We start from the raw sequence: 24267 nt of genomic DNA, 5'->3' as shown, positions 1-24267 counted from the left end.
GCCGGTCAGGCGTCCGGCAGCCGTAATACGCCCGCCGGGGGAAGTCTGTGGCCGGCGAACTCGCGGTCCTCGGCGGCGTAGTTGAACAGGAACGTCTCGGTGGCCGTTCCGCGCCGGCGCACGCCCTCTGGCATGTCGATGGGATCGAGCCCCGCCTCGGTGGCGAGGTCGCGCAGGATGCGGCGCGCCGCTTCCATGTCTGGCCATCCCGCCAGATGAGCACGGTTGCCCGACCGGACCAGCGCAGGCAGGCCGTCGGTCGTGTGCTCGACGATGGCGGCATCCGTCTCCAGATGCTCCAGCCACAGCGTCAGCGCGCCGCCTCGCCGCAGCGCGCGCGGCGCGTGAGGCGGCAGCGTCTCGACCAGCGTGGCAGTCACGTCGAGGCCGGGCAGATGCGGCCCGAGCGGGACGTGCATCGCCAGATCGGGACCGCGCAGGTCGGTGCGCGGACCGGTCAGGACGATCCCGGGCGCCTCTTCAATGGCGCCGCGCAGGGCGGATCCCAGCGTCATCAGGGACGGGATCAGCGTCAGCGCGTAGCCATCGAGCGATGGCGCGTCGGGCGGCAGGATGTCGACACCCAATCCCAGCGAACGCAAGGCCCGGTAGAGGTGGAAGGCCAGCGCGAAATGGTCGAACCCCTTGCCCTGCGGCTGCACCTCCCATGCCCATTGCGAGGCGTAGTCGAAGACCAGCGCGACCGGAGCCTGCGCGGATGCCACGTCCGGAGCGTCGGCCAGTTCGGCGGCGACGGCGCGCGCCTCGGCCAATCCCGGCGCAGGTTCGGCATCGGGGCGCAGAAGGCCCGCATGGTGGCTCTCCTGCGCGAAGGGCGCCTGGCGCCACCGGAAATAGCAGACCGCTTCGGCCCCGTGGGCGAATGCCTCCCATGTCCAGAGGCGGACCATGCCCGGCAGCGGCGCGGGATTGTGGGGCGCCCAGTTCACGGGTCCGGGCTGCTGTTCCATCACCCACCAGCGGGGTGGGGCGTCGCCGGGAGCCTGTGCGGCCACGGCACGATAGAGGTCGTGGTGGAACGCCTGGAAGTCTGGATCGCCTTGCCGCAGATAGGCCTGCGCGTCGCCGTCCGGCACCCGGTCCAGCAGGAAGCCCAGCGGATAGCTGTCCCAGGTCGCGATCTCCATCTGGCGGCCCAGATCGTAATGGTCGAATTCCGTTATCCGACCCATGTAGTTGTGGCTGATCGGGGCATCCGAATGGACGCGGATCGCTTCGACCTGGGCGGCGTTCCAACGGGCCACCTGATCGCTGCTGAAGCGGCGGAAGGCCATCAGATGTGCCGGATTCGGTTCCGTCACGGTCAGGTTGGGCAGGTCGATCTGGTCGAAATCCGCATAGTCCATCGACCAGAAGACGTTACCCCAATGGGCGTTCAGCGCGCCGATCGGGTCGTTGGCGCCGGCCTTCGAATACCGCTCGCGCAGCCAGTCGCGAAAGGCGTCGCGGGCGGCGTCGGACCAGCTCAGGATCGTATCGTGGCAGCCGTACTCGTTGTCTGTCTGCCAGGCATCCACGTCCGGGAACCGCTCGGCCAGAAGGCGGGCCATGCGCGCGGCTTCGTCGCGGTAGGGGACGTGGCTGAAGCAGTAATGCCGGCGTGACCCGAACTTGCGGGGCCTTCCCTCGGCATCCACGGCCAGCATGTCGGGGTGGCGGTCGAGCATCCAGTGCGGCGGCGTGGCCGAGGGGGTGCCCAGCACGATTTTCAGCCCGGCCCCGCGTAGCGTGTCGATGGCCCGCGCCAGCCAGTCGAAGCGCAATTCGCCCGGCGCGGGTTCCAGCCGGGACCAGGCGAATTCGCCGATACGGACCCAGGTCAGGCCCGCCTCTGCCATCATGGTGGCGTCCGTGGCCCAGCGATCCTCGGGCCAGTGTTCGGGATAGTAGCAGACGCCCAGCGTGCGTTTCATGGATGGCTCCCGAAAGGGGTCAGGGGACGACGCGATGCTCGCGCTGGCCGCGCACGGGCATCTCGGCGACCCAGGTCAGGCCGCCGCCGGGCTGGTGGTCCAGCGCGCCGTCAGGCAGGCCTTGCGTGGCCGAGGTGACGAACATGTGCCGCAGGTCCGGTCCACCGAAGGCCGGGCAGGTGGTATGCGCAGCCGAGACCTGGAGCGCCTGACGGAACTGCCCGTCGGGCGCGTGGCACGCGACGCGCCACGCGCCCCATTGTGCGATCCAGATATTGCCCTGCGCATCGCACACGGCGCCGTCCGGGGCGAGGCCCACGGGGCCGAAATCGACCAGCGCCTCCGGCCGTCCCGACGGCCAGCCGGCCCGGTCGAGGCGCTGGCGCCAGAGCACGCCCACGGCCGTGTCGGTGAAGTAGGCGAAGTCCCGGTCCGGCGAAAAGCAGATGGAGTTCGGGATCGTCACCCCCTCGAAAAGCTTGCGCACCTCGCCGCGGAAATAGCGATAGACGGCGCCTGCCTCGGGGTCCGCGTCCAGCCCCATCGTGCCGACCCAGAAGCCGCCGACGGGGTCCGCTCGGCCGTCGTTGGAGCGCGTGAGCGGGTCGTCCGCCTCCAGCGGGGCGAGCAGGTCGCGCGACCCGTCGGCAATGGCGAACCGCCAGAACCCGCTGGCGGAGACGACCATCAGCGTTTCGCGGTCGATCCATCCGGCGGCGGAGACCGGTTCGTCCCACTCCCATTCCTGCGGTCCCGCGGCGCTGCGCGTCAGGAGCTTGCGCGCGGTGATGTCGAACCAGAAGAGCTGCTGGCGCTCGGGGTGCCAGAGCGCGCCTTCGCCCAAGCGGCAGCGGCGGTCGTCGTAGACCCGTGGGGTCATCCCAGCGCGTCCCATGCGGCGACGATGGTTCGGGCGCGGTCGGCAATGTCGGCGGCGGACAGGCCGGGCGTATAGAGCGCCGTGCCCAGCCCGAAGCCGTCCGCCCCGGCCGCGATCCATTCGGCGAAGTTCCCGGCCCCGGCGCCGCCCACGGCATAGACCGGGATCTCCGGCGGCAGGACGGCCTTCATCGCCTTCAGGCCGGACGGGCCGGCCATGGAACCGGGGAAGAGTTTCAACCCGGTCGCGCCCGCGCGGATCGCGGCGAAGGCCTCGGTCGGGGTGAAGATACCGGGCCAGGATTGCAGGCCGTGTTCGACCGTGCGGGAGATGACGTCCGAGTTGCAATCGGGCGAGACAATGAGGCGCCCGCCGGCCTCGGCCACGGCGTCGACCTGCTCGGGCGTCAGCACGGTGCCCGCGCCGATCAGGGCGTCGGCCCCGTGCGCGCTGGCCATCGCGGCGATGGAGCGCAACGGGTCGGGGGAGTTCAGCGGCACCTCGATCACGGTGATCCCCGCCTCGATCAGCGCGGCGCAGGCGGGGACGGCCTGATCCGGTTCGATGCCGCGGAGGATGGCGATCAGCGGTCGGCTCATGGCGTTACCAGACTGGCGAGGCCGGCGAGGGTCGACTCGGCGGCCGGGAGGGTTCGGGTCGTCACGCCCTGGGCGCGCAGGGCACGGTCGTAGACCGGCATCGTCCGGTCGCTGCCGCAGATGACCACATCCCGGCCCAGCCACCAAGGCCTGGTCGCGGCGAGTTCCGCACCGATCAGCAGGCCCGACAGCGTCGCGCGCGCGGCCCCGGACTCCTGCCCCTGCAGAAGGTCGGCGGCGCGCAGCCCGAAGAGGCGGGCGACCATCCGTTCGGGCCGGGACAGCGCCTCGGACAGGGCGGTGTCGAAGGCGTCATCGTCCCATCCGTCGCCGCCGAGCGAATGGCGCAGAACGGAACTTTTGGCATAGAGTTGAAAGGTTTCGCCGGTCATGACGGTCTGGAAGCTGACCACTTCCCCGGCGCTGAGATGAACCCATTTGGTATGGGTGCCGGGCAGGCAGGCGCAGCCGTCGAAGTCCGGGAACCGGGCCAGGAGGCCCGCGATCTGCGTCTCTTCCCCGCGCATGACATCCGCATGGGGTGCGGTTTGCGAGAGGCCGGGTACGATGGCGACATCCAGCCGATCGTCGTCCACCGGCACCTTCACCCCGGCGCCGTCGAGCGGCGTGCAGGGCACGGCGCGATAGGGCCCTTCGTGCCAGCCCTGCCGCGCGCCGGCCATTCCGCAGATGCGGACAGTCGTCGGGCCGTCCACCCAGTCGGCGGCGAGATCGAGGAACGTCCTCTCGAACGCGTCGGGGGTCAAGCGATTCATGCCACGCTCGTCGTTGCGGGCGTCGATCGGCGCCTCGCCGTCCATCAGCCAGGCGCGCAGGGAGGTGGTGCCCCAATCGACGGCGATCCATCTCATCCGGTCGTCACCACGCCGCCATCGACCACAAGCGCCTGACCCGTCATCATTTTCGAGATATCCGAGGCCAGAAACAGGGTGGGGCCGACGATGTCGTCCGGGGCCAGATGTTCGGGGATGCACTGGCGGTCGAGATGGGCCTTGAGGCTGTCGGGATCGGCCCACAGGTCGAGCTGTTTCTGCGTCAGGACCCAACCAGGTGCCAGCGCGTTCACGCGGATGCCATCGGGGCCGAATTCCCTTGCGAGAGAGCGGGTTAGGCCGTTGATGCCGGAATTGGCGGCGGTGTAGATCGCATAGCCCGCATTGCCCATCATGTAGCTGATCGAGCTGAAATTGACGATGTGGCCCGGCAGGCCCGCCGCCGTCATGCCCCGGATCGCGTGCTGGCAGGCGAAGAGATAGGCCTTGAGGTTGATCGAGATCGACCAGTCCCAGAAGGCTTCGTCCACGTCGAGCGTGGCGTGGCGCTGGTCGTTGGCGGCGTTGTTGACCAGCCGGGTGATCGGGCCGTGCGCCTCGGCCGCCTGGTCCATCGCACGGAAAAGGCTTGCGTTTTCGGTAACGTCTCCCTGGATGAAGAGGGGGCGGTTGCCGGTCGCTTCCTCCATCTCGTCCACGAAGGCGGAGGCGTCCGAGCGGCCGATGAACGCGACGCGGGCGCCCTGGCGCAGGAAGCCCTCGGTCAGGGCGGCACCGATGCCGGAGCCGCCGCCGGTGATGAAGATGGAGGCGTCGCGGAGGTCGGGAAAACTGGCCTGGATCATGTTAACCTTTCGGCTCGAATGGCGGAAATCGGCGTGCACCCCCTGTGCACCCCCCGTGCACCCCCTGTGCAGACGGACGTGCACGGGGAGCGCCGTTAACTTTTGCGCCGTCGCACGAGGGGGGCTCTGCCCCCGGTCGGCCGGAGGTCGGCGTGGACGTGGCACGCGCCCCCCGGGATATTTCCGGCAGGATGAGAGACACGGCGTCGTGCCTCGACTCCTCGCGATGCGCCTGCGATCCGCGGGGGTCGGTGCCCGCCGGCGCGGCGCCAGGCGCGGCGGGGGAGGGCGCGTCAACCTTAATGGGGGAGCAAGGCGCGGTCACAGGCGCCTCCCCTCGATGACGGCCATCGTTTCGGGGAAGTCCCAGGGCAGGACGAGGCCGTGATGCATCAGCCAGGCGCCCGGCAGGTCGACGGGGCCGTCCTTCAGGAGCGGGGTGCCGCGCGACAGGGCGGGCAGCGCGTCGGCGTCGCAGAGCGCGACGCGGTAAGTGGCACCGGGCTCCAGCGAGGTGAGACGCAGGGGGCGCGGCGCGATCTGGGTGCTGGTCGCCGCCTTGCCCGCGAAGACCACGAAGCGGCTGCCGTCGCGGGCCTGCTGTTGCTCGGCGATGACCGCCGGGTCGGAGGCGTCGAGGCGGTGGATATCGGCGCGGGTCATCCAGTCGCGATTGTCCTTCCACCAGGCGGTGACGTTGCGGAGCACCGCCGCTTCGTGTTCGGTCAGTTCGCGGGGGTCCATCTCGAAGCCCATATGGCGCTGGGCGGCGACCCAGGCGCGCAGGCGGATATCGAGGATGCGGCCGGACGTGTGGCAGCGCCGGGGGCCCACATGGCTGCCGGTGACGGCCAGCGGCAGGAACAGGGCCGCGTCATGCTGGATCCGCAGCCGTTCGAGCGCGTCGTTCGAGTCGCTGAGCCAGATGCGCTGGGTGCGGCCGAGGATGCCGAAGTCGATCCGTCCGCCGCCCGAGGCGCAGCTTTCGATCTCGACCGCCGGGAAAGCGGCGCGCAGCCGGTCGATCAGCGCGTAGGAACCCCGCGTCTGATCGGCATCGGGCATCGGCAGGACCCGGTTGTGATCCCATTTCACGTAGTCGATCGCGTGATTGCCCAGGATCTCGGCCATGCGCTCGAAGAGGAAGTCGCGGACTTCGGGCAGCGCCATGTTGAGCGCCTTCTGCTGACGGCCCAGCGTCTGGTCGTGGGCCCCTAGTGCCCAGTCCGGATGGGCCCGGTGCAGGTCGCTGTCGGGGTTCACCATCTCGGGCTCGAACCAGATCCCGAAGGTCATGCCGAGCCCGTGGACATGCTCGATCAGCGGGTCGAGGCCGTCGGGATACTTGCGCGGATCGACCGTCCAGTCCGAGAGCGAGCGGGTGTCGTCGTCGCGCTGGCCGAACCAGCCGTCATCCAGCACGAAGCGTTCGGCGCCGAGATCGGCGGCGCGGGTGGCGATGTCGCGCAAGAGGGGGAGGTCGTGGTCGAAATAGACCGCCTCCCAGCAATTGTAATGGACGGGGCGGGGGCGGGCCGCGTCGGGCCAGGTGACGACGCGGTCGCGGACATGGCGCTGGAAGGCGACCGCGCAGCCGTTCAGCCCGTAACCGGAATAGGTGAGGTGAAGCTCGGCGCTTTCGAAGCGGGTGGCGGGGCGGAGTTCTTTCCCCGTGGCGTGGCCGAACTGGATCTGGCGGCGCCCGTCGGGCAGCTCCTCGGCGATCATGCGATGGCCGCCGGACCAGCCGTAATGAAAGCCGTAGGCCTCTCCTTGCGTGTTGGTGGCGCCGGTGCAGGGGATCAGGAGGCCGGGGAAATGCTCGTGCCCGGTGCGGCCGGTGCGGTTCTCGCGGTAGCGGATGCCGGGCGACCAGGGGGTGCGGTTGAGCGCGAACTCCCCGATCCAGCGGCCGGAGACGTCGATCATCTCGTCCGAATGCTGGGGCGCGGGCAGGACCGGCGCGGCGAGCCAGTGGAGGTGGATCGGGCTGTCGGCCCGGAGCGTGGTCCGCGCGCGGATGATGCGGGTCGCCGGGTCGGGGGCGAAGTGGAAGGTAAGCGTCAGACCATGATCGGGATCGGCATAGCCGAGCGTCAGGGCCTCGCCGTCCTGCTTGTCCGAGTGGTAGTGGAAGCGCGGCAGGATCGGCGTGCCGCCCGCGTCGCGCAGGATCAGGCCGGGCTGGCCGGGAAAGGAGCGGCTCGCCTCGGGGCAGAGGCTGAGATCCGGGTTCTCGTCCAGCATCCCGCCGGTGACGTCGATGGCATGGGCGGCGGCGAGGGTGGCGAGATCGGCTTCGGGCGGGAGCGGCGGGCCCCAGTAGACGCATTGGGGCAGCCGGTCGCCCCGGGCGGCCAGCACGAGGGTCTGGCGCGCCGTTCGGCCGTCATGGTCGTCGAGCCGCCAGGTGCGCAGGGCGGGGGCGGCGTCCTTCACGAGGGCACCCCCGGGCGGGCCGTGGTCCGCCGTGCCGTGACCGGATGGACGGGCCGCGATGTCACTTCACGGCGCCCAGCGTGAGGCCGGCGATGAAGTGCTTCTGCATCAGGAAGAAGATCAGGACCGGCGGAAGGGCGGCGACGATGCTGCCCGCGCTCATGAGGTGGTAGGCGGCGCGGAACTGCGAGTTGAAGGCCGTGATCCCCGCCGTGACCGGCTGGGCGTCGGGGCCCTGGGTCAGGACGACGGCCCAGAAATAGTCGTTCCAGATGAAGGTGAAGATCAGCACCGAGAGCGCGGCCAGCGCGGGCTTCATCAGCGGCAGCACGACGTAGAGGAAGATGCGCCATTCGGCGACGCCCTCGACGCGGGCGGCCTCGATCAGGGGGTAGGGCAGGGCGCGGATGAAGTTGCGCATGAAGAGCGTGCAGAACCCCGTCTGGAACGCGATGTGGAAGAGGATCAGCCCCGTCTTCGTGTCGTAGAGCCCCACATCCACCGTCAGGTCGCGCACCGGGACCATCAGGATCTGGAACGGAACGAAGTTGCCCGCGATGAACATGAAGAAGATCAGAAGGTTGCCCTTGAACCGATAGACCCCCAGCGCGAAGCCCGTCATCGCCGAGAGCGCCACGGCGCCCGCCACGGTGGGCAGCGTGATCAGGACCGAGTTCCACAGATAGCGCGGCATGTCCGAGTTGAAGAAGACCTGGGAATAGTTCGGGATCAGGTCGAAGCTGGACGGCAGGCCCCAGTAATTGCCCTGGGTGAAGTCGGCATCCGGGCGGATCGAGAAGACCATCACCGCGATGAGCGGCAGGAGCCACAGGATCAGCGCCACCGGCAGGAGCGACTTGTAGGTCGCCTGCGCGGCCGCGGAGCGTTTCTGGATCGGCGTGGGGAACATGGCTCAGTCCTCCCTCGGCGGCAGGGCGGCCTGCGCCTTCTTCGTCAGGCCCGCGCGGATCGTGTCGTAGGATACTGCGATCCGGTGGGCGGCCTCGTCCGCGTCCAGCGCCGCGAGGTCGAGGCGTACCCACGCGCCGCGGAAATAGGCGGGCTTTCCGGCGGCGCCGGTCTCAATCAGCATCCGCGCCATCTCGGCGTCGGCGCAGCGGACGACCGCGTGATCGTCGTTGGTCGCGCGGGTGTCGGTGTGGCCGAAACAGGCGAACATCTTGCCCCCGACCTTCCAGGCATCCAGCTCTCCGGGGCCGGAGAGCACGGCGCCGGGGTGGCGGGCGCAGAGGGTGTCGAACTCGGCGCGAGTCATCTGTCGCGCTCCAGCAGGTCCATGCAAAACGAAAAATCCGCCGAGGTGATGGCCGGGTCGGTCATGTAGTAGCGCAGCGTCGCGTCCATTCGCGTGTCTGGGTCTTCGAGCTGGTCGGTGAAGACCTTCATCGCGACGGCCGTCTCTGCCGTCGTCGACCCGCCCGGCCGGGTGGTGGTGAAGAGGATGACGCCCGCGCAGCGCGCGAAGAACGCCTCTGCGGGTTCATTCATGTCGAGCGGGGCCTCGAAGGGGGGCGCGCCGGTATTGACCTGGGCCGCCAGAGGGGCCGCCGCGCCGATGGCCGCCGCGAGGGCGAGGGTCGCCGCGCCTTTCATCGCCGGGCCGCCTTCTCTTCGCGCCACATCGACCACAGGAAGTAGGTGATGAAAATCAGCATCAGCAGGAACAGCACCACCGCGATGGCCGAGCCGTAGCCCATGCGGAAGCCGAATTCGCTGAGCGCCTCTTCGAACATGTAGAAGCTGAGGACGCGGGTCGATCCGAAGGGCCCGCCGTTGGTCATCACGGAGATCAGGTCGAAGCTGCGCAGCGCGCCGATGATCGTGACCACGAAGGCGATGAAGGTCGCGGGCTTGAGCTGCGGCAGGATCACGTACCAGAGCATCCGCCAGCCCTTTGCCCCGTCGAGACGGGCGGCCTCGACCTGTTCGGGGTCCACGGCATTCAGGCCCGTGAGATAGAGGATCATGCAATAGGCCGTCTGCGGCCAGAGCCCGGCGGCGATGATCCCGTAGGTCGCGAGGTCGGGATCGCCCAGGATGTTCAGCCCGCCCGCGCCGAACACGCCGAGGATCGCGTTCAGAAGCCCCTCGCGCGGCAAGTAGAACCAGGAGAAGACCAGCCCGACGACCACCTGGCTCAGCACGAAGGGAAAGAAGAAGAGCGACTTGTAGAGCCGGATGCCCGTGACCGTCTGGTTCAGGAACAGCGCGATGAAGAGCCCCGCCGGGATCGCCAGCAGGTAGAGGACGAGCCAGCGGATGTTGTTCCAGAACGAGACCTCGAACTTGCGGTCGCCGCCCAGCAGACGCTCGTAATTGGCGAGGCCGACATACTCGCCGGTCTCGTGCAGGTCGCCCAGCCCGTTCCATTCCCACAGGCTGATGTAGAAGCTCTGGAAGATGGGAACGATCACGTAGACCGCGAAGAACAGGACCCCCGGCAGAAGGAAGAGCCAGGGGGTCAGAGCGATCTCGTTGCGGCGGTACCAGCCGCGGGGCTTCACCGGCGGATGGGTGTCCGGGACGGCGGGCGAGACGTTAGCCATGGATTACCCTCCGCAGGCTTGCAGCATGGATCCGATCGCCGCGTTCGATCCGGTCAGGTGAATGTCGCGGGTCTCGGCCTTGAAGGCGAAGCTGGCCCCCGTGCCCCGGCGCAGGGCGGCGAGCGCCTCGGGCGGAACGGGCGCGCGGCCCACGCCCACGAAGCCGCTGCGCGGAAAGAGCGTGCCGGTGCCGTCGAGATAGAAGCCTTCTCCGTCGACGGACAGGAGGAGGCCGGTCGGATCGCCCTCGGCCACGCCCATCTCGCTTTCGGCATCCAGCGTCACGCCGTCGGGCCCGCAGGCCAGGACGAAGAAGCCCTCTTCCGGGCTCTCGCAGGGGCCGAGCCCGGCGAGCCGCCCTTCGGCCCACCAGAGGCTGCCATTGGTGCAGATCCCGCGCACCTGCGCTGCGGCGGGTGCGGCGAAGGCCAGCAAGGTCAGGATGGCGATGGGTCGAACCATCTGGTCGCTCCGGGTCGCGGCGCATTGGGATGGCGGGGGCCATGCCGATGCGTCGGCATCGAGGGGGGCGGGCGCGACGGGCGCCCACCCCGGATAGCTCACTCGTAGATGCGCTGGCGCGCGTCTTCGAGGCGGGCCAGAATGTCGTCCAGGTTGTCGGGGAAGACCATGAATTCCTGCAGGCCTTCCATCGCGATGGAGGCCATCTCGGCATCCAGGTCGCGGTCGAAGAACTGCATGATCCCGCCCTGGGCGTTGCTCGAAAGCATCTCGAAGCCCTGCTGCAGGAACTCGTCGTCATCCACCGACGAGTTGGCGTTCACCGGAAGCTGCCCCAGCGCGTCGCCCGCGTTGATGCGGGTCTGCACGTCGGGCGAGGTGACGAAGCGCAGGAATTCCTTCGCCGCGTCCACGTTCTGCGCGCCGGAGGCGATGTGGAACGTATCGGTGGGCGCGTCCTCGGCATAGTCCACGTCGGGGTTGATCTTGACGAACTGGTAGAAGTCCAGCTGGTCGTCGGTCAGCCCGCCGTCGCGCATCGCGGCCACGGCGAAGTTGCCCATCAGGTAGGACGTCGCCTCGCCGTTCAGCATGAACGGCAGCGCCTCCTGCCAGGAATAGTTCTGGTGGTCGTCGATATAGGCGCCCATGTCGATCAGCTCGCGCCAGTTGGCGAAGGTCTGACGGACGCGGTCGTCGGTCCAGGGCACCTCGCCGCGGGCGAGTTCCATGTGGAAGTCGTAGCCGTGGGTCCGGGCGTTGATGTAGTCGAACCAGCCGCCTGCGGTCCAGAGGAACTTGGTGCCGATCGTGTAGCACTTGCGCCCCGAGTCGAGGATCGCCTGGCAATTGGCCTTTTCCTCTTCCCAGGTGGTCGGCTCGGTCAGGCCCAACTCGTCGAAGATGTCCTCGCGGTAGTAAACGCCCCACTGGTAGTAGGTGTAGGGCACGCCGTACTGGGCGCCGTCGATGGTCATCGCGCCGCGGGTGGAAGCCATGGCCTCGAATTCCGGCTCGGCCCAGAGATCCGAGATGTCCATGAAGAGGCCCGCATCCACGTAGGGACGCATCCGGTTGGCCGCGTACCAGTTCACCACGTCCGGCGGATTGGCCGATAGCGCGTTCCGGATCTGGGTCTTCCAGGCCTCGCGGTCGACGATCGTCAGCTCGACATCTAGATTCGGGTGCATCTCGTCAAACTCGGCGGCCAGCCCCTCCATCACGGCGCGGGGCGCCGGGTTGGACATGTCCGAGCTGATGCGCAGCGTGCCTTCGAGGCTGGAATGGGCATCGGCGAGGGCCGCGCCCGTCCCGAACGACAAGAGCGCGGTACTGGCGGCGAGCGCCAGGGTGATGGAACGCATGGTGATCCTCCCGTTGGTTCCCTGTGGCCCGGCCCGCCCCTCCTCCAGAGGTTTCACATATCGGAACCGGGTTTCTTATATTGAAAACTGTCCGCGGAATCGCCTAGCGTGTCAACAGCCATCGCGGGGAGGGCGAGCGGTTGAACGTCGAGAACCGACAGAGCGGGGACGGGACAGTGGGCAAGGCGCTGGCCGTGCTCGACGCCGTGGCCGCCGCGGGCCGGCCCGTGCGGTTCGCCGCGCTGCTGGAGGACAGCCCCTATCCCAAGGCCACGCTCTACCGGCTGCTTCAGACGCTGGTCAGCCAGGGGATGCTGGACCTCGATCCGGATCGCGGGACCTACAGTCCGGGTCTGCGCCTGGTGCGCATGGCCCATTCCGCCTGGGCGCAGTCGAGCCTCGCCCCCATCGCCCGGCCGCATCTGGACGCCTTGTCGGCGGATGTGGGCGAGACGGTCCACCTGGCGCAGCTCGACGGGGGCGCCGTGCTCTATGTCGACAAGCGCAATGCGGCGCGCCCGGTCCAGATGTATTCCGAGGCGGGCAAGGTCGGACCCGCCTATTGCACGGGCGTCGGCAAGGCGATGCTGGCCTTCCTGCCGGAGCCGGAGCTGGAGGCCGCTCTGGCGCGGCAATCCTGGCACCGCTTCACCGGGACGACGATCACCGATCCAGACGCGATGCGCGTCGAACTGGCCACCATCCGCACGGAGGGGGTCGCCCGCGACCGGCAGGAGCACGAGCCGGGCATCGCCTGTATCGCCGCCCCGGTGCTGGGCCCGGGAGGACGGGTGCAGGGCGCGGTCTCGATCACCGGGCCGACCGACCGGATCCCGGCCGCGGCGCTGGAGGCGCACATCCCGCGCCTGCGCCGCGCGGCCGACGACATCACGAGGGACCTGCGCGACTGGCGCTTCCCCGACGAGAGGGAGGAGCGCCATGACTGGCGTCACGCTTGAACAGGTCGTCAAGAGATATGGCGACGTGCAGGTCATCCACGGGGTCGACCTGGAGATTGCCGACGGGGAGTTCTGCGTCTTCGTCGGGCCTTCGGGCTGCGGGAAGTCGACGCTCCTGCGGATGATCGCGGGGCTGGAGGAAACGACCACCGGCACGATCCGCATCGGCGCCCGCGACGTCACCCGCGCGGAGCCCGCGGACCGCGGCGTGGCGATGGTGTTCCAGACCTACGCGCTCTACCCCCACATGACGGTCGAGGAGAACATGGGCTTCGGCCTGAAGATGACCGGCCATCCGAAGGCGGAGATCAAGGGCAAGGTCGCCGAGGCCTCGCGGATCCTCAAGCTGGACGAGTACCTCAAGCGCAAGCCTGCCGCGCTGTCAGGCGGCCAGCGCCAACGGGTCGCGATCGGGCGCGCCATCGTGCGGGGGCCTGAGGTGTTCCTGTTCGACGAGCCTTTGTCCAACCTCGATGCGGAGTTGCGCGTCGAGATGCGGGTGGAGATCGCGCGGCTGCACAAGGAGATCGGGGCGACGATGATCTACGTCACCCACGATCAGGTCGAGGCGATGACGCTGGCCGACAAGATCGTGGTGCTGCGCGACGGGGTGATCGAGCAGGCGGGCGCGCCGCTGGAGCTCTATCGCGATCCTGACAACCGGTTCGTGGCGGGCTTCATCGGCTCACCGTCGATGAACTTCGTGGCCGGGATCGTGCGCGGCGGCGCGATCGAGGTGGCGGCGCTGCACATGACGGTCGCGCCGCCGGTGACGTTGCCCTCGGACGGGACGGACGTGCTGCTCGGGTTGCGGCCGGAACATCTGGCGGTCGACCCCGCGGGCGACACTCATTTCGTGGACCTGACCGAGGCGCTGGGCGGCGTGAGCTACGCGTATCTGACGTCGGATACGGGCGAGAAGATCATCGTGGAGGAGCGCGGGGACCTCCGGTCTTCGGCCGGCGACAGGGTCGGTCTGACCCTCGACCCCGAGCGCGCCATGGTCTTCGACGCGGCGACCGAGCGGCGGCTGAGATAGACGGATCGGTCGGGGCATCGAGCCCCGACCGATCCGGCGAGAGGCTCTGCCTCTCGCGCTCTCCGGGATATTTCAGAAGCGAAGAAGGTTAAGACCGCGCGCGGTTGCTGGCCCGTCCGCGCCATCCATGGGGCGATCGGCACTGGTGCCGCCGCCCTGCGAAAATCTGCCGCCAGTCGTCTCGCGCCGGGATCCTGCCTCGCGCGGGGAATCGCTCGGATCGGCCGTGTCGGCCATCTGGCCGGGAATGCGGCGCAGCGCGGGCCGCTGGAGGGATACCCCGCGCCTGACGGGACCGGGCGATCGCGCGCGGCATATCCCGATCGGGTCCGGTCCGAGCGAAGGTCGCGAACGGCTCGGCCAGCCATCCTGTCCGGGGCCTTCTTCTCGGCCCAATTACTCCCGCCGGAGGCATCCCGGCCTCTCATTCCGGACAGGTCGCGTGGAGAGGTCTGCACCCTGATGCGACCGCGTCGCCGCGACGTCTGGGTCCCGCCGATCAGGCCGGGACGTCCCAGGCCTCTCCGGGGCCAAGGGGTCGGAAGCGGTCGGGGGCGATCCCCTTGGCGGCGAGCGCCTCGGTCAGCGTCGCGGGCGGCTCTTCGCGGGCTTCGTCCGTCAGTTGGAACGTGCCCCAATGGTGACCGATCGCATGGCGCGCGCCGGTGATGGCAAAGCCCTCGACCGCTTCCCGGGGGTCCTGATGTTGCGGCTTCATGAACCAGCGCGGGGCGTAGGCCCCGATGGGCAGGATCGCGAGACGGATGTCCTCGGGCAGGCCGCGGAACGGGCGGCCGTCGTCGAAGCCGGTATCGCCGATATGGAAGATGCGGCCCGCCGGCGTCTGGATCAGGAAGGCGGACCAGAGCGCCATCAGCCGGTCGCGCGTGCCCCGCGCCGACCAGTGATGGCATGGCGTGAGCGTTACGCGCGCATCGCCCACGTCGTGCATGTCGCCCCAATCTCCGGGGCGGACGTCGATGCCTTCGATGGCCTCCGCCAGGATCGTGTCGTTCCCGAGCGGCGTGATCACGGGCATGCGGTGCGCGGCATGAAGGCGGCGCAGCGTCTCTATATCCAGGTGGTCGTAGTGGTTGTGGGTCAGCAGGACCGCGTCGATCGGGGGCAGCGCCTCGAAGGCGATGCCGGGTGCGGTGACGCGGGCGGGTCCCGCGAAGCTGAACGGTGAGGCGCGGGTGGACCAGACCGGATCGGTCAGCAGGTTCAGGCCGCCCGCCTGGATCAGCAGCGTGGCGTGCCCAACCATGGTGACGCGCAGGTCGGTCACGCGCGGCTCGGGGCGCGTCTGCCGGACCGGGACCGCCGAGGGCCAGTCCGCCTGATCGGACCCGAACCGCCAGCGCAGAAGGTCGCCCACCCCCTTCAGCGGCGTGCCGCCCGGATTGAAGAACCGCGTCCCGTCGAAATGATCGCTGACGGGGCCGGAATAATAGGGATTGCGGCGGCCGTCGGTCTGTACCGCACAGGCGGCCGCGCCCAGCAGGCCGCCGAGCGAGCCGAATTTCAGGAAGCGTCGGCGGTTGGTCATCGCGCCAAGATAGGTCCGGGCTGGCGGGTTGCAAACCGCGCGGCTATGCGAGGCCCATGCCCGAGCTCGCCCCCGGCTTCCACGCCGTCCCGCCCGGCCATCTGGCCACGATCGTCACCCATCTGGAGATGCGCGCCCGCCCCGCACCGCGAGAGGATGTGGCGGCCCCCGAAGGCGTGCGGCTGCGGAGCGTCGAGACGCCGGAGCTGGGATGGTACCGGGCGCTCTTTGCGGAGGTGGGCGGACCTTGGCTCTGGCAGTCGCGGCTGGCGATGGACGATGGGGCGCTCGGCGCGATCCTGCACCATCCAAACGTGGAGGTCTTCGCGCTGGAGCGGGAGGGGCGGGCGGTTGGACTTCTGGAGTTGGACTTCCGTGAGATGCCGCAGGCGGAGCTGGCCTTCTTCGGGTTGACCGGAGCGTTGCAGGGCACGACGGCGGCCCGCTGGATGATGGAGCGCGCACTGGATGCGATCTTTGCCCGCCCGGTTGAACGGCTCTGGGTGCATACCTGCACGCTGGATCATCCACGGGCGCTGGATTTCTACCGGCGCACCGGGTTCGCCGTCTGCGGCACCGAGGTCGAGGTCCTGCGCGACCCGAGGCTGGCGGGCATTCTGCCGCGGGAGGCCGGGCCGCACGTTCCGTTGGCAAGGTGACGGGATCCAGACGCAGCGGCGACGGGCGGGCGCAGGGCGCAGGCTCTGGTCCGCCCGGTCCGTCCGGGCTGCGTTCGGCGGATGCCTCCGGCGGGAGTATTTGGGCCGAGAAGAAGGCCGGGGATTTGCCGCCGGTCCGGGCGGGGGCGGTCGGATCGGCCGCAGGGGCGACGTGCCTCGGGAGCGGGCCGGTGGACCCTGCCTCCACGCCGGTCTATGCCGCCCGCGTCCCATCCCGGAGCGACCCATGAGCCACGGCCCCGCCACCCCGATGACCGCCCACGCCGCGGGCCCGCTGACCGGCGAGGCGCATGTGCCGGGCGACAAGTCCATCAGTCACCGCGCGCTGATCCTGGGCGCGATGGCGGTGGGGGAGACGAAGGTCAAGGGACTCCTGGAGGGGCAGGACGTGCTGGACACCGCGGCCGCCATGCGGGCCTTCGGCGCGCAGGTCGAGAAGCGGGACGGGACTTGGCACGTGCATGGCGTCGGGGTGGGCGGGCTGATGGAGCCCGAAGACGTGATCGATTGCGGCAATTCCGGCACCGGCGTGCGCCTGTTGATGGGGGCGGCGGCGACCCATGGCTTCGCGGTGACCTATACCGGCGATGCCTCCCTGCGCTCGCGCCCGATGGCGCGGGTGACGGATCCGCTGGCGCTGTTCGGCGCGCGGGCCTTCGGGCGGTCGGGTGGGCGGCTGCCGATGACCGTCGTCGGTGCTTCCGATCCGGTGCCCGTTCGCTACACCACGCCGGTCGCCAGCGCGCAGATCAAGTCGGCGGTGCTTCTGGCCGGGCTCAACGCACCCGGCGAGACCGTCGTGATCGAGCGCGAGGCGACCCGCGACCATTCGGAGCGGATGCTGGCCGGGTTCGGGGCCGAGATTGATGTGGCGGACAGCCCGGAGGGGCGGACCGTCACGCTTGTCGGCCGGCCCGAGTTGCGGCCGCAGACCATCGCCGTGCCGCGGGACCCGTCCTCGGCCGCCTTTCCGGTCTGCGCCGCGCTGATCGTGCCGGGCTCGGATGTGCTGGTGCCGAATATCGGGCTGAACCCCACGCGGGCGGGGCTGTTCGAGACCCTGCGCGAGATGGGCGCGGATCTGACCTACGAGAGCCCTCGCGAAGAGGGGGGAGAGCCTGTCGCCGACCTGCGCGCGCGCTTTTCGCCCGACATGAAAGGCGTCGAGGTGCCGCCTGAGCGGGCGGCGAGCATGATCGACGAATACCCGATCCTGTCGGTCGTCGCGGCGAATGCCTCTGGCACGACCGTGATGCGCGGCGTGGCCGAGTTGCGCGTCAAGGAAAGCGACCGCATCGACGCCATGGCGACCGGGTTGTGCGCCTGCGGTGTGGAGGTGCGTGACGGCGCCGATTGGTGGGAGGTCGACGGACGCGGCATAGGCGGGGTCGAGGGCGGCGCCACCGTTGCCACCCATCTGGATCACCGGATCGCCATGTCGTTCCTGATCTGCGGCATGGCGTCGAAGAACCCTGTCACCGTGGACGATGCGGGCGCCATCGCGACGTCCTTTCCGATTTTCGGCGAGTTGATGGGCGGCCTTGGGGCCGCGCTGATCTCGGAAGCATGATCGCGGCCTGAGCGGGAAGGGCGGCGACGACTCCCGTGCAGCCGCCCGTGCCGCGTCAGGCGGTCTTTACCCCTTGCGCACGAGGATATGGCTTTCATTCCCGAGCGGGCGCCCGACGGGACACACCTCCTGCACGAAGCGGTTCAACGTCTTGGCGAGGTCTTCGCGGATGAGAGAGTGTTTGATGAACTGGCCCTTCCTCTCCCTCTTGATGAGGCCGGCACTCTCGAGAATGCGGAGATGCTTGGAGATCGACGGCTTCGACATGTCAAAGCGCGGGGCGATACCGCCCGCGGTCATGTCCTTCGCCGAAAGATAGGCGAGGATCTTGCGCCTGGGCGCCGATGCGAGAGCTTGGAAGACACTATCCATCGTCGACCTCTGCGAGAGATTTCCACGGCCCCTGATTGGCCTGTTGACTGATTTTCTAACTCGTGACCCTCGCGCTCCGGTATGGGGAGAAGCCGACGGATGCCGTGACCTCGGTCGAGTTCCTGAGCACGAAAGTAGGTCTGGCGGTCGTAGTGCTCGGTATCATGCACTTCTTCGGCATGTTCGTGCTTGCCCGGTTCAAGAAGGCCAGCAGGGTTCAGGTGCACGGCAAGGAAGACGGGCGACGCGGGGCGGACCGCCGGACCCGACAGGCGCGGGACCGGGACGGGTCGCCCATCTCCGTCGACACTGTTGCCCCCGCCTGAGGGACCTGTGCGAAGCGAGCTGCGCCAAGCGGCCCGCTTCACGGTCCCGGCGGGACCATGCGAGAGAGCCGCTGCCGCCGGTTCGAGACGCAGTCAGGCACGGGTCGCCCGCGCCGCGTAGCAGCCTCGCGCTGCGAAGTGCAGGTGGACCTCGACGACATGCGGTGCCGCCAGCATTCGTCCCAATGTCTCGGCGGTTTTCGAGCCGGGCATGAGGGCGGCATCCACGATCATCCCGTCGCCATCCAGTGCGCGCAGCGACAGATCCCTGCGCGCGATCATGGCGGGCACCTCGCCGGGCGCGGGATCGGCCTGTTCCACGCCCGCCCGGACATAGACGGCGTGCGAGGCGCGGTAGGGAGAGGCCGCGTCGAGATGGACGTGATTGGCGAGGAGAACCGTCTCCCCCAGCTCTGCATCCCGAAGGCTGACGCGGCAGGGCGCGCCCGGTTTCGCATCGACGACGACGCGACGGGCATTGCGGGCGGCAAGCTCCGCATCGGACAGGCCGAAAAGATCGGCGAAGGGGGCCGGGGACAAAGCGTGGATCTGGAAGGTCATGGGGCGCTCCGGATTGGGGATGCCCGTGATCTGCCCCGGGTCATGGTCCTCAGCGACCCGCATCCTGCGGATTCAGCCGAGCGTGCCTTTCCGCCGGGCGTAGGCGAGCGCCACGCTAAAGCCGCGCACGGCGCGCGGATTGCGCAGGTGGAAGCGGCGTTTGTCATCGCCCGCACCCTGGAACAGCCGGGCGCAATTGATCCGGGCGCTGTGGCGGGTGGCCCAGATCCAGCGGAGGAATTCGGGGTCCAGCCGTTCGGGGCAATCGGCGGGCAGGTCGGGGCGATGCTCTTTCCGGAGGCCGCGCCGAGTGACGCGCCAGAGCCGGAGCGAGATCGGCAGGTCGATCCAGACCAGCATGTCGGCGCGTGCCAGCCGCTCGGGCCAGGTGACGGAATGGCCGCCCTCGAAGATCCAGCGGTCGAGGGCGTGGACCTCGCGGCACAGGCGGGTCTTGTCCTCCCTCGGGCGTTCCCGCCAACCGGGCATCCAGTGGATGTGGTCGATATGGAAGACCGGCAGGTCGAGGATCCGCCCCATCTCGCGCGCCAGCGTGGACTTGCCCGCGCCGGGTTGGCCTATGATCATTACCCGCTCCATGCGGGACGACGGTCCCCCGTCGGCGCCTTCACCGCAAGGGGTGGGGCTTCACACCCCGCCGTCCAGCCGATACGCCGCAGGCGAGGAGATGAGAGATGGTCAAAGGAAGCTGCCTCTGCGGCGCGATCCGGTTCGAGATCGATGAGGTGCCGGGACCGGTCACGGCCTGCCATTGCGGGCAGTGCTCCAAGTCGACGGGGAACTACGCGATGGCGACGCCTGTGCCCTGGACGGCGATCCGGATGGAGGGGACGCCCCGCTGGTACGCGTCGTCCGAGACCGGACGCCGAGGGTTCTGCGGGTCCTGCGGCAGCTACCTCTTCTGGGAGGAAGGTGACGGGATGGCCTACGTCTCGGCGGGCGCGCTGGACGGGGCGGAGGACCTGCCGCTCGACGGTCACCTGCATTACGCGGACCGGGGCGACTGGTACCGGATCGACGACGGGCGGCCGCATTGGCGCACCGGGCGCCGGTCGGAAGAGGTGGCGCCGTGAGCGCGGTCGTGACGGGTAGATGCCTCTGCGGCGCGGTGCGGTTCCGGGTGTCCGGCGCCTTGCGTCCGGTGATCGCCTGCCATTGCGGGCAGTGCCGCAAGGCGACCGGCAATCATGTCGCCGCGACCGCCGCGCCGCGCGACGGGGTCGTGATCGAGGGACAGGTGACGTGGTACCGCTCTTCGGCCGAGGCGCTGCGGGGGTTCTGCGGCACCTGCGGAGCGAACCTTTTCTGGGACGGGCCAGGCAGCCATCTGTCGATCATGGCTGGGGCCCTTGACCGGCCCACCGGATTGTCGGTCGAGGGGCATATCTTCTGCGCAGGCCGTCCCGCCTGGGACGCGATCGACCATCCGCGCCAGGTTCCCGGCGCCGATCCCGGTCTCACGACCGTGGTGACGTCGTGACCCGGATCTTCACCGTCGCCATCGACGGTCCCGCCGCGGCGGGCAAGGGCACGGTCAGTCGGGCCGTCGCCGCCCATTTCGGGTTGGCGCATCTGGATACGGGACTGCTCTACCGGGCGGTCGGGGCGAAGGTGTTGCGGGGGGCGGACCCCACGGAGGCGGCGCGCGCGCTGGACCCGGCGGATCTGGAGGCCGACCTGCGCACGCAGGAGATCGCGTCGGCCGCCAGCCGGGTCGCGGTGATCCCCGAGGTGCGCGCGGCCCTGACCGACTTCCAGCGCGACTTCGCTCGGCGTGAAGGGGGTGCGGTGCTCGACGGCCGCGATATCTGCACCGTGATCGCGCCCGCCGCCGAGGTGAAGCTGTATGTCACCGCCAGTCCGGAAGTGCGCGCGGAACGGCGGTTTCAGGAACTGATCGACAAGGATCCGACGCTGACGCGCGAAGGCGTGCTGGAGGACGTGCTGGCCCGTGATGCGCGCGACATGGGCCGCGCGGACGCGCCGCTGGTCGCAGCCGAGGATGCGGTCGTCCTGGATACCTCCGAGATGAGCATCGAGGAGGCCGTCGGCGCCGCCATCGCTATCGTCGGCTCGGCGCTGCCGGCGGGGTAGGGGCTTGGCGCGATGGGCTCCCTTCGGTCTGCGCTGTGCGCCGGACGCCCCGGCTCTCGGCCGAGGCGCCGCCATCCTCGTCCATCGGACGCGCGACGGGATCCGGGGGCCGTTCGTGCAGTGCCGCCTGTTCGTCGACGGCGCTGCGCGAAAGACCCTTGCCCCCGACGAGGCCGCCCTGATCGAAGTCGCGCCGGGACGCCGGATGGTCGAGGTCGAGATGCTCGACATGGCGAGCGACCCGATCGTCGTGGATCTGGCGGAAGGCGAGGTGGCGCGGATCCGGATCGAGACCGGCGCCTCGCTCTTCTCCAGCGTCGTCGGGATCGCGCTCTAACGGTCGCCCGGTGTGCGGCCCGTTCTGACGCGGCTCGACTGACCCGCTCACCGGATCGTGCGTTTCCCGGCCGGTGGGGGGCCGCTAGGCTGGTCGTGGAACCGCCCGGAGATCGCCATGCCCCGCTTCGTCCCCGCATTGCTGCTTGCTGCCGTCCTGATCGGTGCCGCCTTCGCCGCCATCCCGTCGCGGGCCGCGGCGCAGGACCGGATGACCTTGGACCGGATGGTGGAGGTGCTGTCGCGGCTCGACCCGGAGGCGGAGCAGGCCGGCAGCGCGGTGCGCCTGACCATCGAGGACGTGCCCGTCCTTGTGATCTCGGACCCGCGCGCCGACCGGATGCGGGCGATGGTGCCGATCCGTTCGGCCGAGGGGCTGACGCAGGAGGATCTGACACGGATGATGCAGGCCAATTTCGACAGCGCGCTGGATGCCCGCTATGCGGTGGCCGAGGGGCGGGTCTGGGCGGTGTTCATCCATCCGCTTTCTCCGTTGCGGGACGATCAACTCGTCTCCGGGATCGGCCAGACGGTGAACGCTGCGACGACCTATGGGACGCTGTTCACCTCTGGCGCAGGACAGTTCGGGCGGGGGGACAGCGCGGGCGAACAACGCAAGCTCTTGGAGCGGCTCCAGGAGCGCGGGCGCGAGCTTTGAGGTCCCGCTGATCCAGGGCGAGTAGGGACGGCGCATGAGACCGGTCCCGGATCATCCCTCGCCCGAACGCTGGCTCGGACAACTCTCCTGATCCGGATCGCGGCCGATACGGGGGGGCAGGCCATGTGGTGCGCGATCCCGCTCGGTATCGCTTCGTCGCCGAACCGCATCGCCTTGGATTTCGCGCGGTCGAGGCTGCAACGACCTTCATGATCTTTAGCAATCGCGACCCTGTGAGGTTCGCGTGCCAAGTCCTGCGCTGACCAACCAGCTTCGACGCGAGGCGCAACCGGCTTCGAAGCCGGTTGGGTGCCCGGTTGCAAATGTTCCGTATTTCCGCCATATCGCGCGCGTCCACCGACAGCGCGGCATCCGACGCGGCCCTTGGCCGCCCGGTCCGCGCTTTCACCAGACCAACCCAAAGACCGGCGGAGACAACCGCGCGGCCAGTCAAAAACCGATGAATAGGAAACAGACAGCCACATGGCGCAGAACGCATCCATGGAGGAGTTCGAGGCCCTCCTGAACGAAAGCCTCGAAATCGACACGCCGACCGAGGGGTCGGTGGTCAAGGGCAAGGTCATCGCCATCGAGGCGGGCCAGGCCATCATCGACGTCGGCTACAAGATGGAAGGCCGCGTCGAGCTCAAGGAATTCGCGAATCCCGGCGAGGCCCCCGAGGTCGAGATCGGCGACGAGGTGGAGGTCTTCCTCCGCTCGGTCGAGAACGCGCGCGGCGAAGCCGTCATTTCCCGCGATCTGGCCCGGCGTGAAGCCGCCTGGGATCGCCTGGAAGAAGCCTATGGCAAGGAAGAGCGCGTCGAGGGCGCCATCTTCGGCCGCGTCAAGGGTGGCTTCACCGTCGATCTGGGCGGCGCCGTGGCGTTCCTGCCCGGCTCTCAGGTCGATGTCCGCCCCGTGCGCGACGCCGGTCCGCTGATGGGTCTCAAGCAGCCGTTCCAGATCCTCAAGATGGATCGCCGCCGCGGCAACATCGTCGTCTCGCGCCGTGCCATCCTCGAGGAGAGCCGTGCCGAGCAGCGCGCCGAGGTCATCGCCAACCTGGCCGAGGGTCAGAATGTCGACGGCGTGGTCAAGAACATCACCGAGTACGGTGCGTTCGTCGACCTGGGCGGTGTGGACGGCCTGCTGCACGTCACCGACATGGCCTGGCGCCGGGTCAACGACCCGCGCGAGATCTTGTCGATCGGCGAGACGGTCAAGGTGCAGGTCATCAAGATCAACAAGGAGACCCATCGTATCTCCCTGGGCATGAAGCAGCTTCAGGAAGATCCGTGGGATACCGTGATCGCCAAGTACCCGCTGGGCAGCGTGCATCAGGGTCGCGTGACGAACATCACCGATTACGGCGCCTTCGTGGAGCTGGAAGCCGGGGTCGAAGGTCTGGTCCACGTCTCCGAGATGTCCTGGACCAAGAAGAACGTCCATCCGGGCAAGATCGTCAGCACGTCGCAGGAAGTCGACGTCATGGTCCTCGAGATCGACACCGCCAAGCGCCGCGTGTCCCTGGGTCTCAAGCAGACCCAGCGCAACCCGTGGGAAGTCTTCGCCGAGAGCCACCCGCCGGGAACCGAGGTCGAGGGCGAGGTCAAGAACATCACCGAGTTCGGTCTGTTCGTCGGCCTGCCCGGCGACATCGACGGCATGGTCCATCTCAGCGACCTGACCTGGGAAGGCCGCGGCGAGGACGTGATCGGCGACTACCGCAAGGGCGACATCGTCCGCGCGCAGGTCACGGAGGTCGACACCGACAAGGAGCGGATCTCGCTCTCGATCAAGGCGGTCGGTGGCGACCCATATGCCGAGACGCTGGGCGGCGTGAAGCGCGGCTCTGTCATCACGGTCGAGGTCACCAAGATCGAGGATGGCGGCATCGAGGTCGATTACGAGGGCATGAAGTCGTTCATCCGCCGCTCGGACCTTGCGCGTGACCGGGCCGACCAGCGGCCCGAGCGCTTCGGCGTCGGCGACAAGGTCGATGTCCGCGTCACCAATGTCGACTCGAAGAACCATCGCATTGGCCTGTCGATCAAGGCCCGCGAGATCGCCGAGGAGAAGGAAGCGGTCGAGCAGTACGGCTCGTCCGATTCGGGTGCGTCGCTGGGCGACATCCTGGGCGCGGCTCTCAAAGGCGACGACTAAGCCTTACGACATGACGAAGAGAGGCCCCGCGGTTCGCCGTGGGGCCTTTTTCTTC

The 24267-nt window shown here is 68.9% G+C and carries 27 protein-coding genes; 11 read left to right on the top strand and 16 right to left on the bottom strand.

Annotation, left to right across the window (positions count from 1 at the left end; translation table 11 throughout):
* Positions 1 to 5: 5 nt before the first annotated feature.
* From jaqu_RS18705 to jaqu_RS18650, 12 genes are all read right to left on the bottom strand, one after another.
* A complete protein-coding gene (locus jaqu_RS18705; protein ID WP_043920531.1) occupies positions 6 to 1934 on the bottom strand; it encodes a beta-galactosidase in 1929 nt (642 codons plus the stop codon).
* A 19-nt stretch (positions 1935 to 1953) separates the two neighbouring features.
* Complete coding sequence (locus jaqu_RS18700) at positions 1954 to 2814, bottom strand: SMP-30/gluconolactonase/LRE family protein (RefSeq protein WP_043920530.1); 861 nt, start codon at positions 2812 to 2814, stop codon at positions 1954 to 1956.
* A complete protein-coding gene (locus jaqu_RS18695) occupies positions 2811 to 3413 on the bottom strand; it encodes a 2-dehydro-3-deoxy-6-phosphogalactonate aldolase (RefSeq protein ID WP_043920529.1) in 603 nt (200 codons plus the stop codon). Before jaqu_RS18695 ends, jaqu_RS18700 begins: the two co-directional genes overlap by 4 nt.
* The gene (locus jaqu_RS18690) at positions 3410 to 4285 is read right to left on the bottom strand and encodes a 2-dehydro-3-deoxygalactonokinase (RefSeq protein ID WP_043920528.1); all 876 of its coding nucleotides are present in this window, start codon (positions 4283 to 4285) and stop codon (positions 3410 to 3412) included. The genes jaqu_RS18695 and jaqu_RS18690 overlap by 4 nt, the downstream gene beginning before the upstream one ends.
* Positions 4282 to 5052, bottom strand: a complete 771-nt coding sequence (locus jaqu_RS18685; protein WP_043920527.1) for an SDR family NAD(P)-dependent oxidoreductase — start codon at positions 5050 to 5052, stop codon at positions 4282 to 4284. The genes jaqu_RS18690 and jaqu_RS18685 overlap by 4 nt, the downstream gene beginning before the upstream one ends.
* Positions 5053 to 5373: 321 nt before the next feature.
* Complete coding sequence (locus jaqu_RS18680; protein WP_043920618.1) at positions 5374 to 7470, bottom strand: alpha-galactosidase; 2097 nt, start codon at positions 7468 to 7470, stop codon at positions 5374 to 5376.
* Positions 7471 to 7552: 82 nt separating this feature from the next.
* On the bottom strand, positions 7553 to 8401 hold the full coding sequence (locus jaqu_RS18675; protein ID WP_043920526.1) for a carbohydrate ABC transporter permease: 849 nt from the start codon (positions 8399 to 8401) through the stop codon (positions 7553 to 7555).
* A gap of 3 nt (positions 8402 to 8404) precedes the next feature.
* A complete protein-coding gene (locus tag jaqu_RS18670; RefSeq protein ID WP_043920525.1) occupies positions 8405 to 8767 on the bottom strand; it encodes an MmcQ/YjbR family DNA-binding protein in 363 nt (120 codons plus the stop codon).
* On the bottom strand, positions 8764 to 9105 hold the full coding sequence (locus jaqu_RS18665) for a hypothetical protein (RefSeq protein WP_043920524.1): 342 nt from the start codon (positions 9103 to 9105) through the stop codon (positions 8764 to 8766). The genes jaqu_RS18670 and jaqu_RS18665 overlap by 4 nt, the downstream gene beginning before the upstream one ends.
* A complete protein-coding gene (locus jaqu_RS18660; protein WP_043920523.1) occupies positions 9102 to 10058 on the bottom strand; it encodes a carbohydrate ABC transporter permease in 957 nt (318 codons plus the stop codon). Before jaqu_RS18660 ends, jaqu_RS18665 begins: the two co-directional genes overlap by 4 nt.
* 3 nt (positions 10059 to 10061) lie before the next feature.
* The gene (locus tag jaqu_RS18655; protein ID WP_043920522.1) at positions 10062 to 10520 is read right to left on the bottom strand and encodes a hypothetical protein; all 459 of its coding nucleotides are present in this window, start codon (positions 10518 to 10520) and stop codon (positions 10062 to 10064) included.
* A 98-nt stretch (positions 10521 to 10618) separates the two neighbouring features.
* Positions 10619 to 11884, bottom strand: a complete 1266-nt coding sequence (locus jaqu_RS18650) for an ABC transporter substrate-binding protein (RefSeq protein WP_170938653.1) — start codon at positions 11882 to 11884, stop codon at positions 10619 to 10621.
* Between the two features lie 140 nt (positions 11885 to 12024).
* Here jaqu_RS18650 and jaqu_RS18645 point away from each other — a divergent pair, with 140 nt between their 5' ends.
* Complete coding sequence (locus jaqu_RS18645) at positions 12025 to 12843, top strand: IclR family transcriptional regulator (protein ID WP_043920521.1); 819 nt, start codon at positions 12025 to 12027, stop codon at positions 12841 to 12843.
* Positions 12824 to 13882: an ABC transporter ATP-binding protein gene (locus jaqu_RS18640; protein WP_043920520.1), complete on the top strand. Its 1059-nt coding sequence runs from the start codon at positions 12824 to 12826 to the stop codon at positions 13880 to 13882. The genes jaqu_RS18645 and jaqu_RS18640 overlap by 20 nt, the downstream gene beginning before the upstream one ends.
* Before the next feature lie 499 nt (positions 13883 to 14381).
* Here jaqu_RS18640 and jaqu_RS18635 read toward each other — a convergent pair whose 3' ends face one another.
* The gene (locus tag jaqu_RS18635) at positions 14382 to 15431 is read right to left on the bottom strand and encodes an MBL fold metallo-hydrolase (protein ID WP_043920519.1); all 1050 of its coding nucleotides are present in this window, start codon (positions 15429 to 15431) and stop codon (positions 14382 to 14384) included.
* 56 nt (positions 15432 to 15487) lie between these two features.
* Here jaqu_RS18635 and jaqu_RS18630 point away from each other — a divergent pair, with 56 nt between their 5' ends.
* Both jaqu_RS18630 and aroA read left to right on the top strand, forming a co-directional pair.
* Positions 15488 to 16090, top strand: coding sequence for a GNAT family N-acetyltransferase (locus jaqu_RS18630; RefSeq protein WP_043920518.1), 603 nt, complete (start codon positions 15488 to 15490; stop codon positions 16088 to 16090).
* Positions 16091 to 16337: 247 nt separating this feature from the next.
* Positions 16338 to 17681, top strand: coding sequence for a 3-phosphoshikimate 1-carboxyvinyltransferase (aroA, locus tag jaqu_RS18625; protein WP_043920517.1), 1344 nt, complete (start codon positions 16338 to 16340; stop codon positions 17679 to 17681).
* A gap of 66 nt (positions 17682 to 17747) precedes the next feature.
* On the opposite strand, the gene jaqu_RS18620 is transcribed toward aroA, so the two are convergent.
* Positions 17748 to 18053: a metalloregulator ArsR/SmtB family transcription factor gene (locus tag jaqu_RS18620; protein ID WP_043920516.1), complete on the bottom strand. Its 306-nt coding sequence runs from the start codon at positions 18051 to 18053 to the stop codon at positions 17748 to 17750.
* 62 nt (positions 18054 to 18115) lie between these two features.
* Between jaqu_RS18620 and jaqu_RS20875 the strand changes: the two genes are divergently transcribed.
* A complete protein-coding gene (locus jaqu_RS20875; protein ID WP_052501074.1) occupies positions 18116 to 18379 on the top strand; it encodes a hypothetical protein in 264 nt (87 codons plus the stop codon).
* Between the two features lie 93 nt (positions 18380 to 18472).
* Here the strand turns inward: jaqu_RS20875 and jaqu_RS18610 are convergent, their stop codons facing one another.
* Both jaqu_RS18610 and jaqu_RS18605 read right to left on the bottom strand, forming a co-directional pair.
* Entirely contained in the window at positions 18473 to 19003 is a 531-nt protein-coding gene (locus jaqu_RS18610; protein WP_236687901.1) for a DUF1203 domain-containing protein, read from the bottom strand.
* 9 nt (positions 19004 to 19012) lie between these two features.
* The gene (locus tag jaqu_RS18605) at positions 19013 to 19540 is read right to left on the bottom strand and encodes a P-loop NTPase family protein (protein ID WP_043920515.1); all 528 of its coding nucleotides are present in this window, start codon (positions 19538 to 19540) and stop codon (positions 19013 to 19015) included.
* A gap of 95 nt (positions 19541 to 19635) precedes the next feature.
* On the opposite strand from jaqu_RS18605, the gene jaqu_RS18600 reads away from it, so the two are divergent.
* The 6 genes from jaqu_RS18600 (at position 19636) to rpsA (ending at position 24212) form a co-directional block, all read left to right on the top strand.
* Complete coding sequence (locus jaqu_RS18600; RefSeq protein ID WP_043920514.1) at positions 19636 to 20034, top strand: GFA family protein; 399 nt, start codon at positions 19636 to 19638, stop codon at positions 20032 to 20034.
* Positions 20031 to 20441, top strand: coding sequence for a GFA family protein (locus jaqu_RS18595; RefSeq protein WP_043920513.1), 411 nt, complete (start codon positions 20031 to 20033; stop codon positions 20439 to 20441). The genes jaqu_RS18600 and jaqu_RS18595 overlap by 4 nt, the downstream gene beginning before the upstream one ends.
* On the top strand, positions 20438 to 21055 hold the full coding sequence (locus jaqu_RS18590; RefSeq protein WP_236687900.1) for a (d)CMP kinase: 618 nt from the start codon (positions 20438 to 20440) through the stop codon (positions 21053 to 21055). The genes jaqu_RS18595 and jaqu_RS18590 overlap by 4 nt, the downstream gene beginning before the upstream one ends.
* 4 nt (positions 21056 to 21059) lie before the next feature.
* Positions 21060 to 21392, top strand: coding sequence for a hypothetical protein (locus tag jaqu_RS18585; RefSeq protein ID WP_043920512.1), 333 nt, complete (start codon positions 21060 to 21062; stop codon positions 21390 to 21392).
* 117 nt (positions 21393 to 21509) lie between these two features.
* Entirely contained in the window at positions 21510 to 22049 is a 540-nt protein-coding gene (locus jaqu_RS18580; RefSeq protein ID WP_043920511.1) for a polysaccharide deacetylase family protein, read from the top strand.
* Positions 22050 to 22532: 483 nt separating this feature from the next.
* Positions 22533 to 24212: a 30S ribosomal protein S1 gene (gene rpsA / locus jaqu_RS18575; RefSeq protein WP_084630047.1), complete on the top strand. Its 1680-nt coding sequence runs from the start codon at positions 22533 to 22535 to the stop codon at positions 24210 to 24212.
* The last annotated feature ends 55 nt before the right edge of the window (positions 24213 to 24267 follow it).

Source organism: Jannaschia aquimarina (assembly GCF_000877395.1).
Lineage (GTDB): Bacteria > Pseudomonadota > Alphaproteobacteria > Rhodobacterales > Rhodobacteraceae > Jannaschia > Jannaschia aquimarina.
This window is presented reverse-complemented; position numbering and strand designations above follow the sequence as displayed.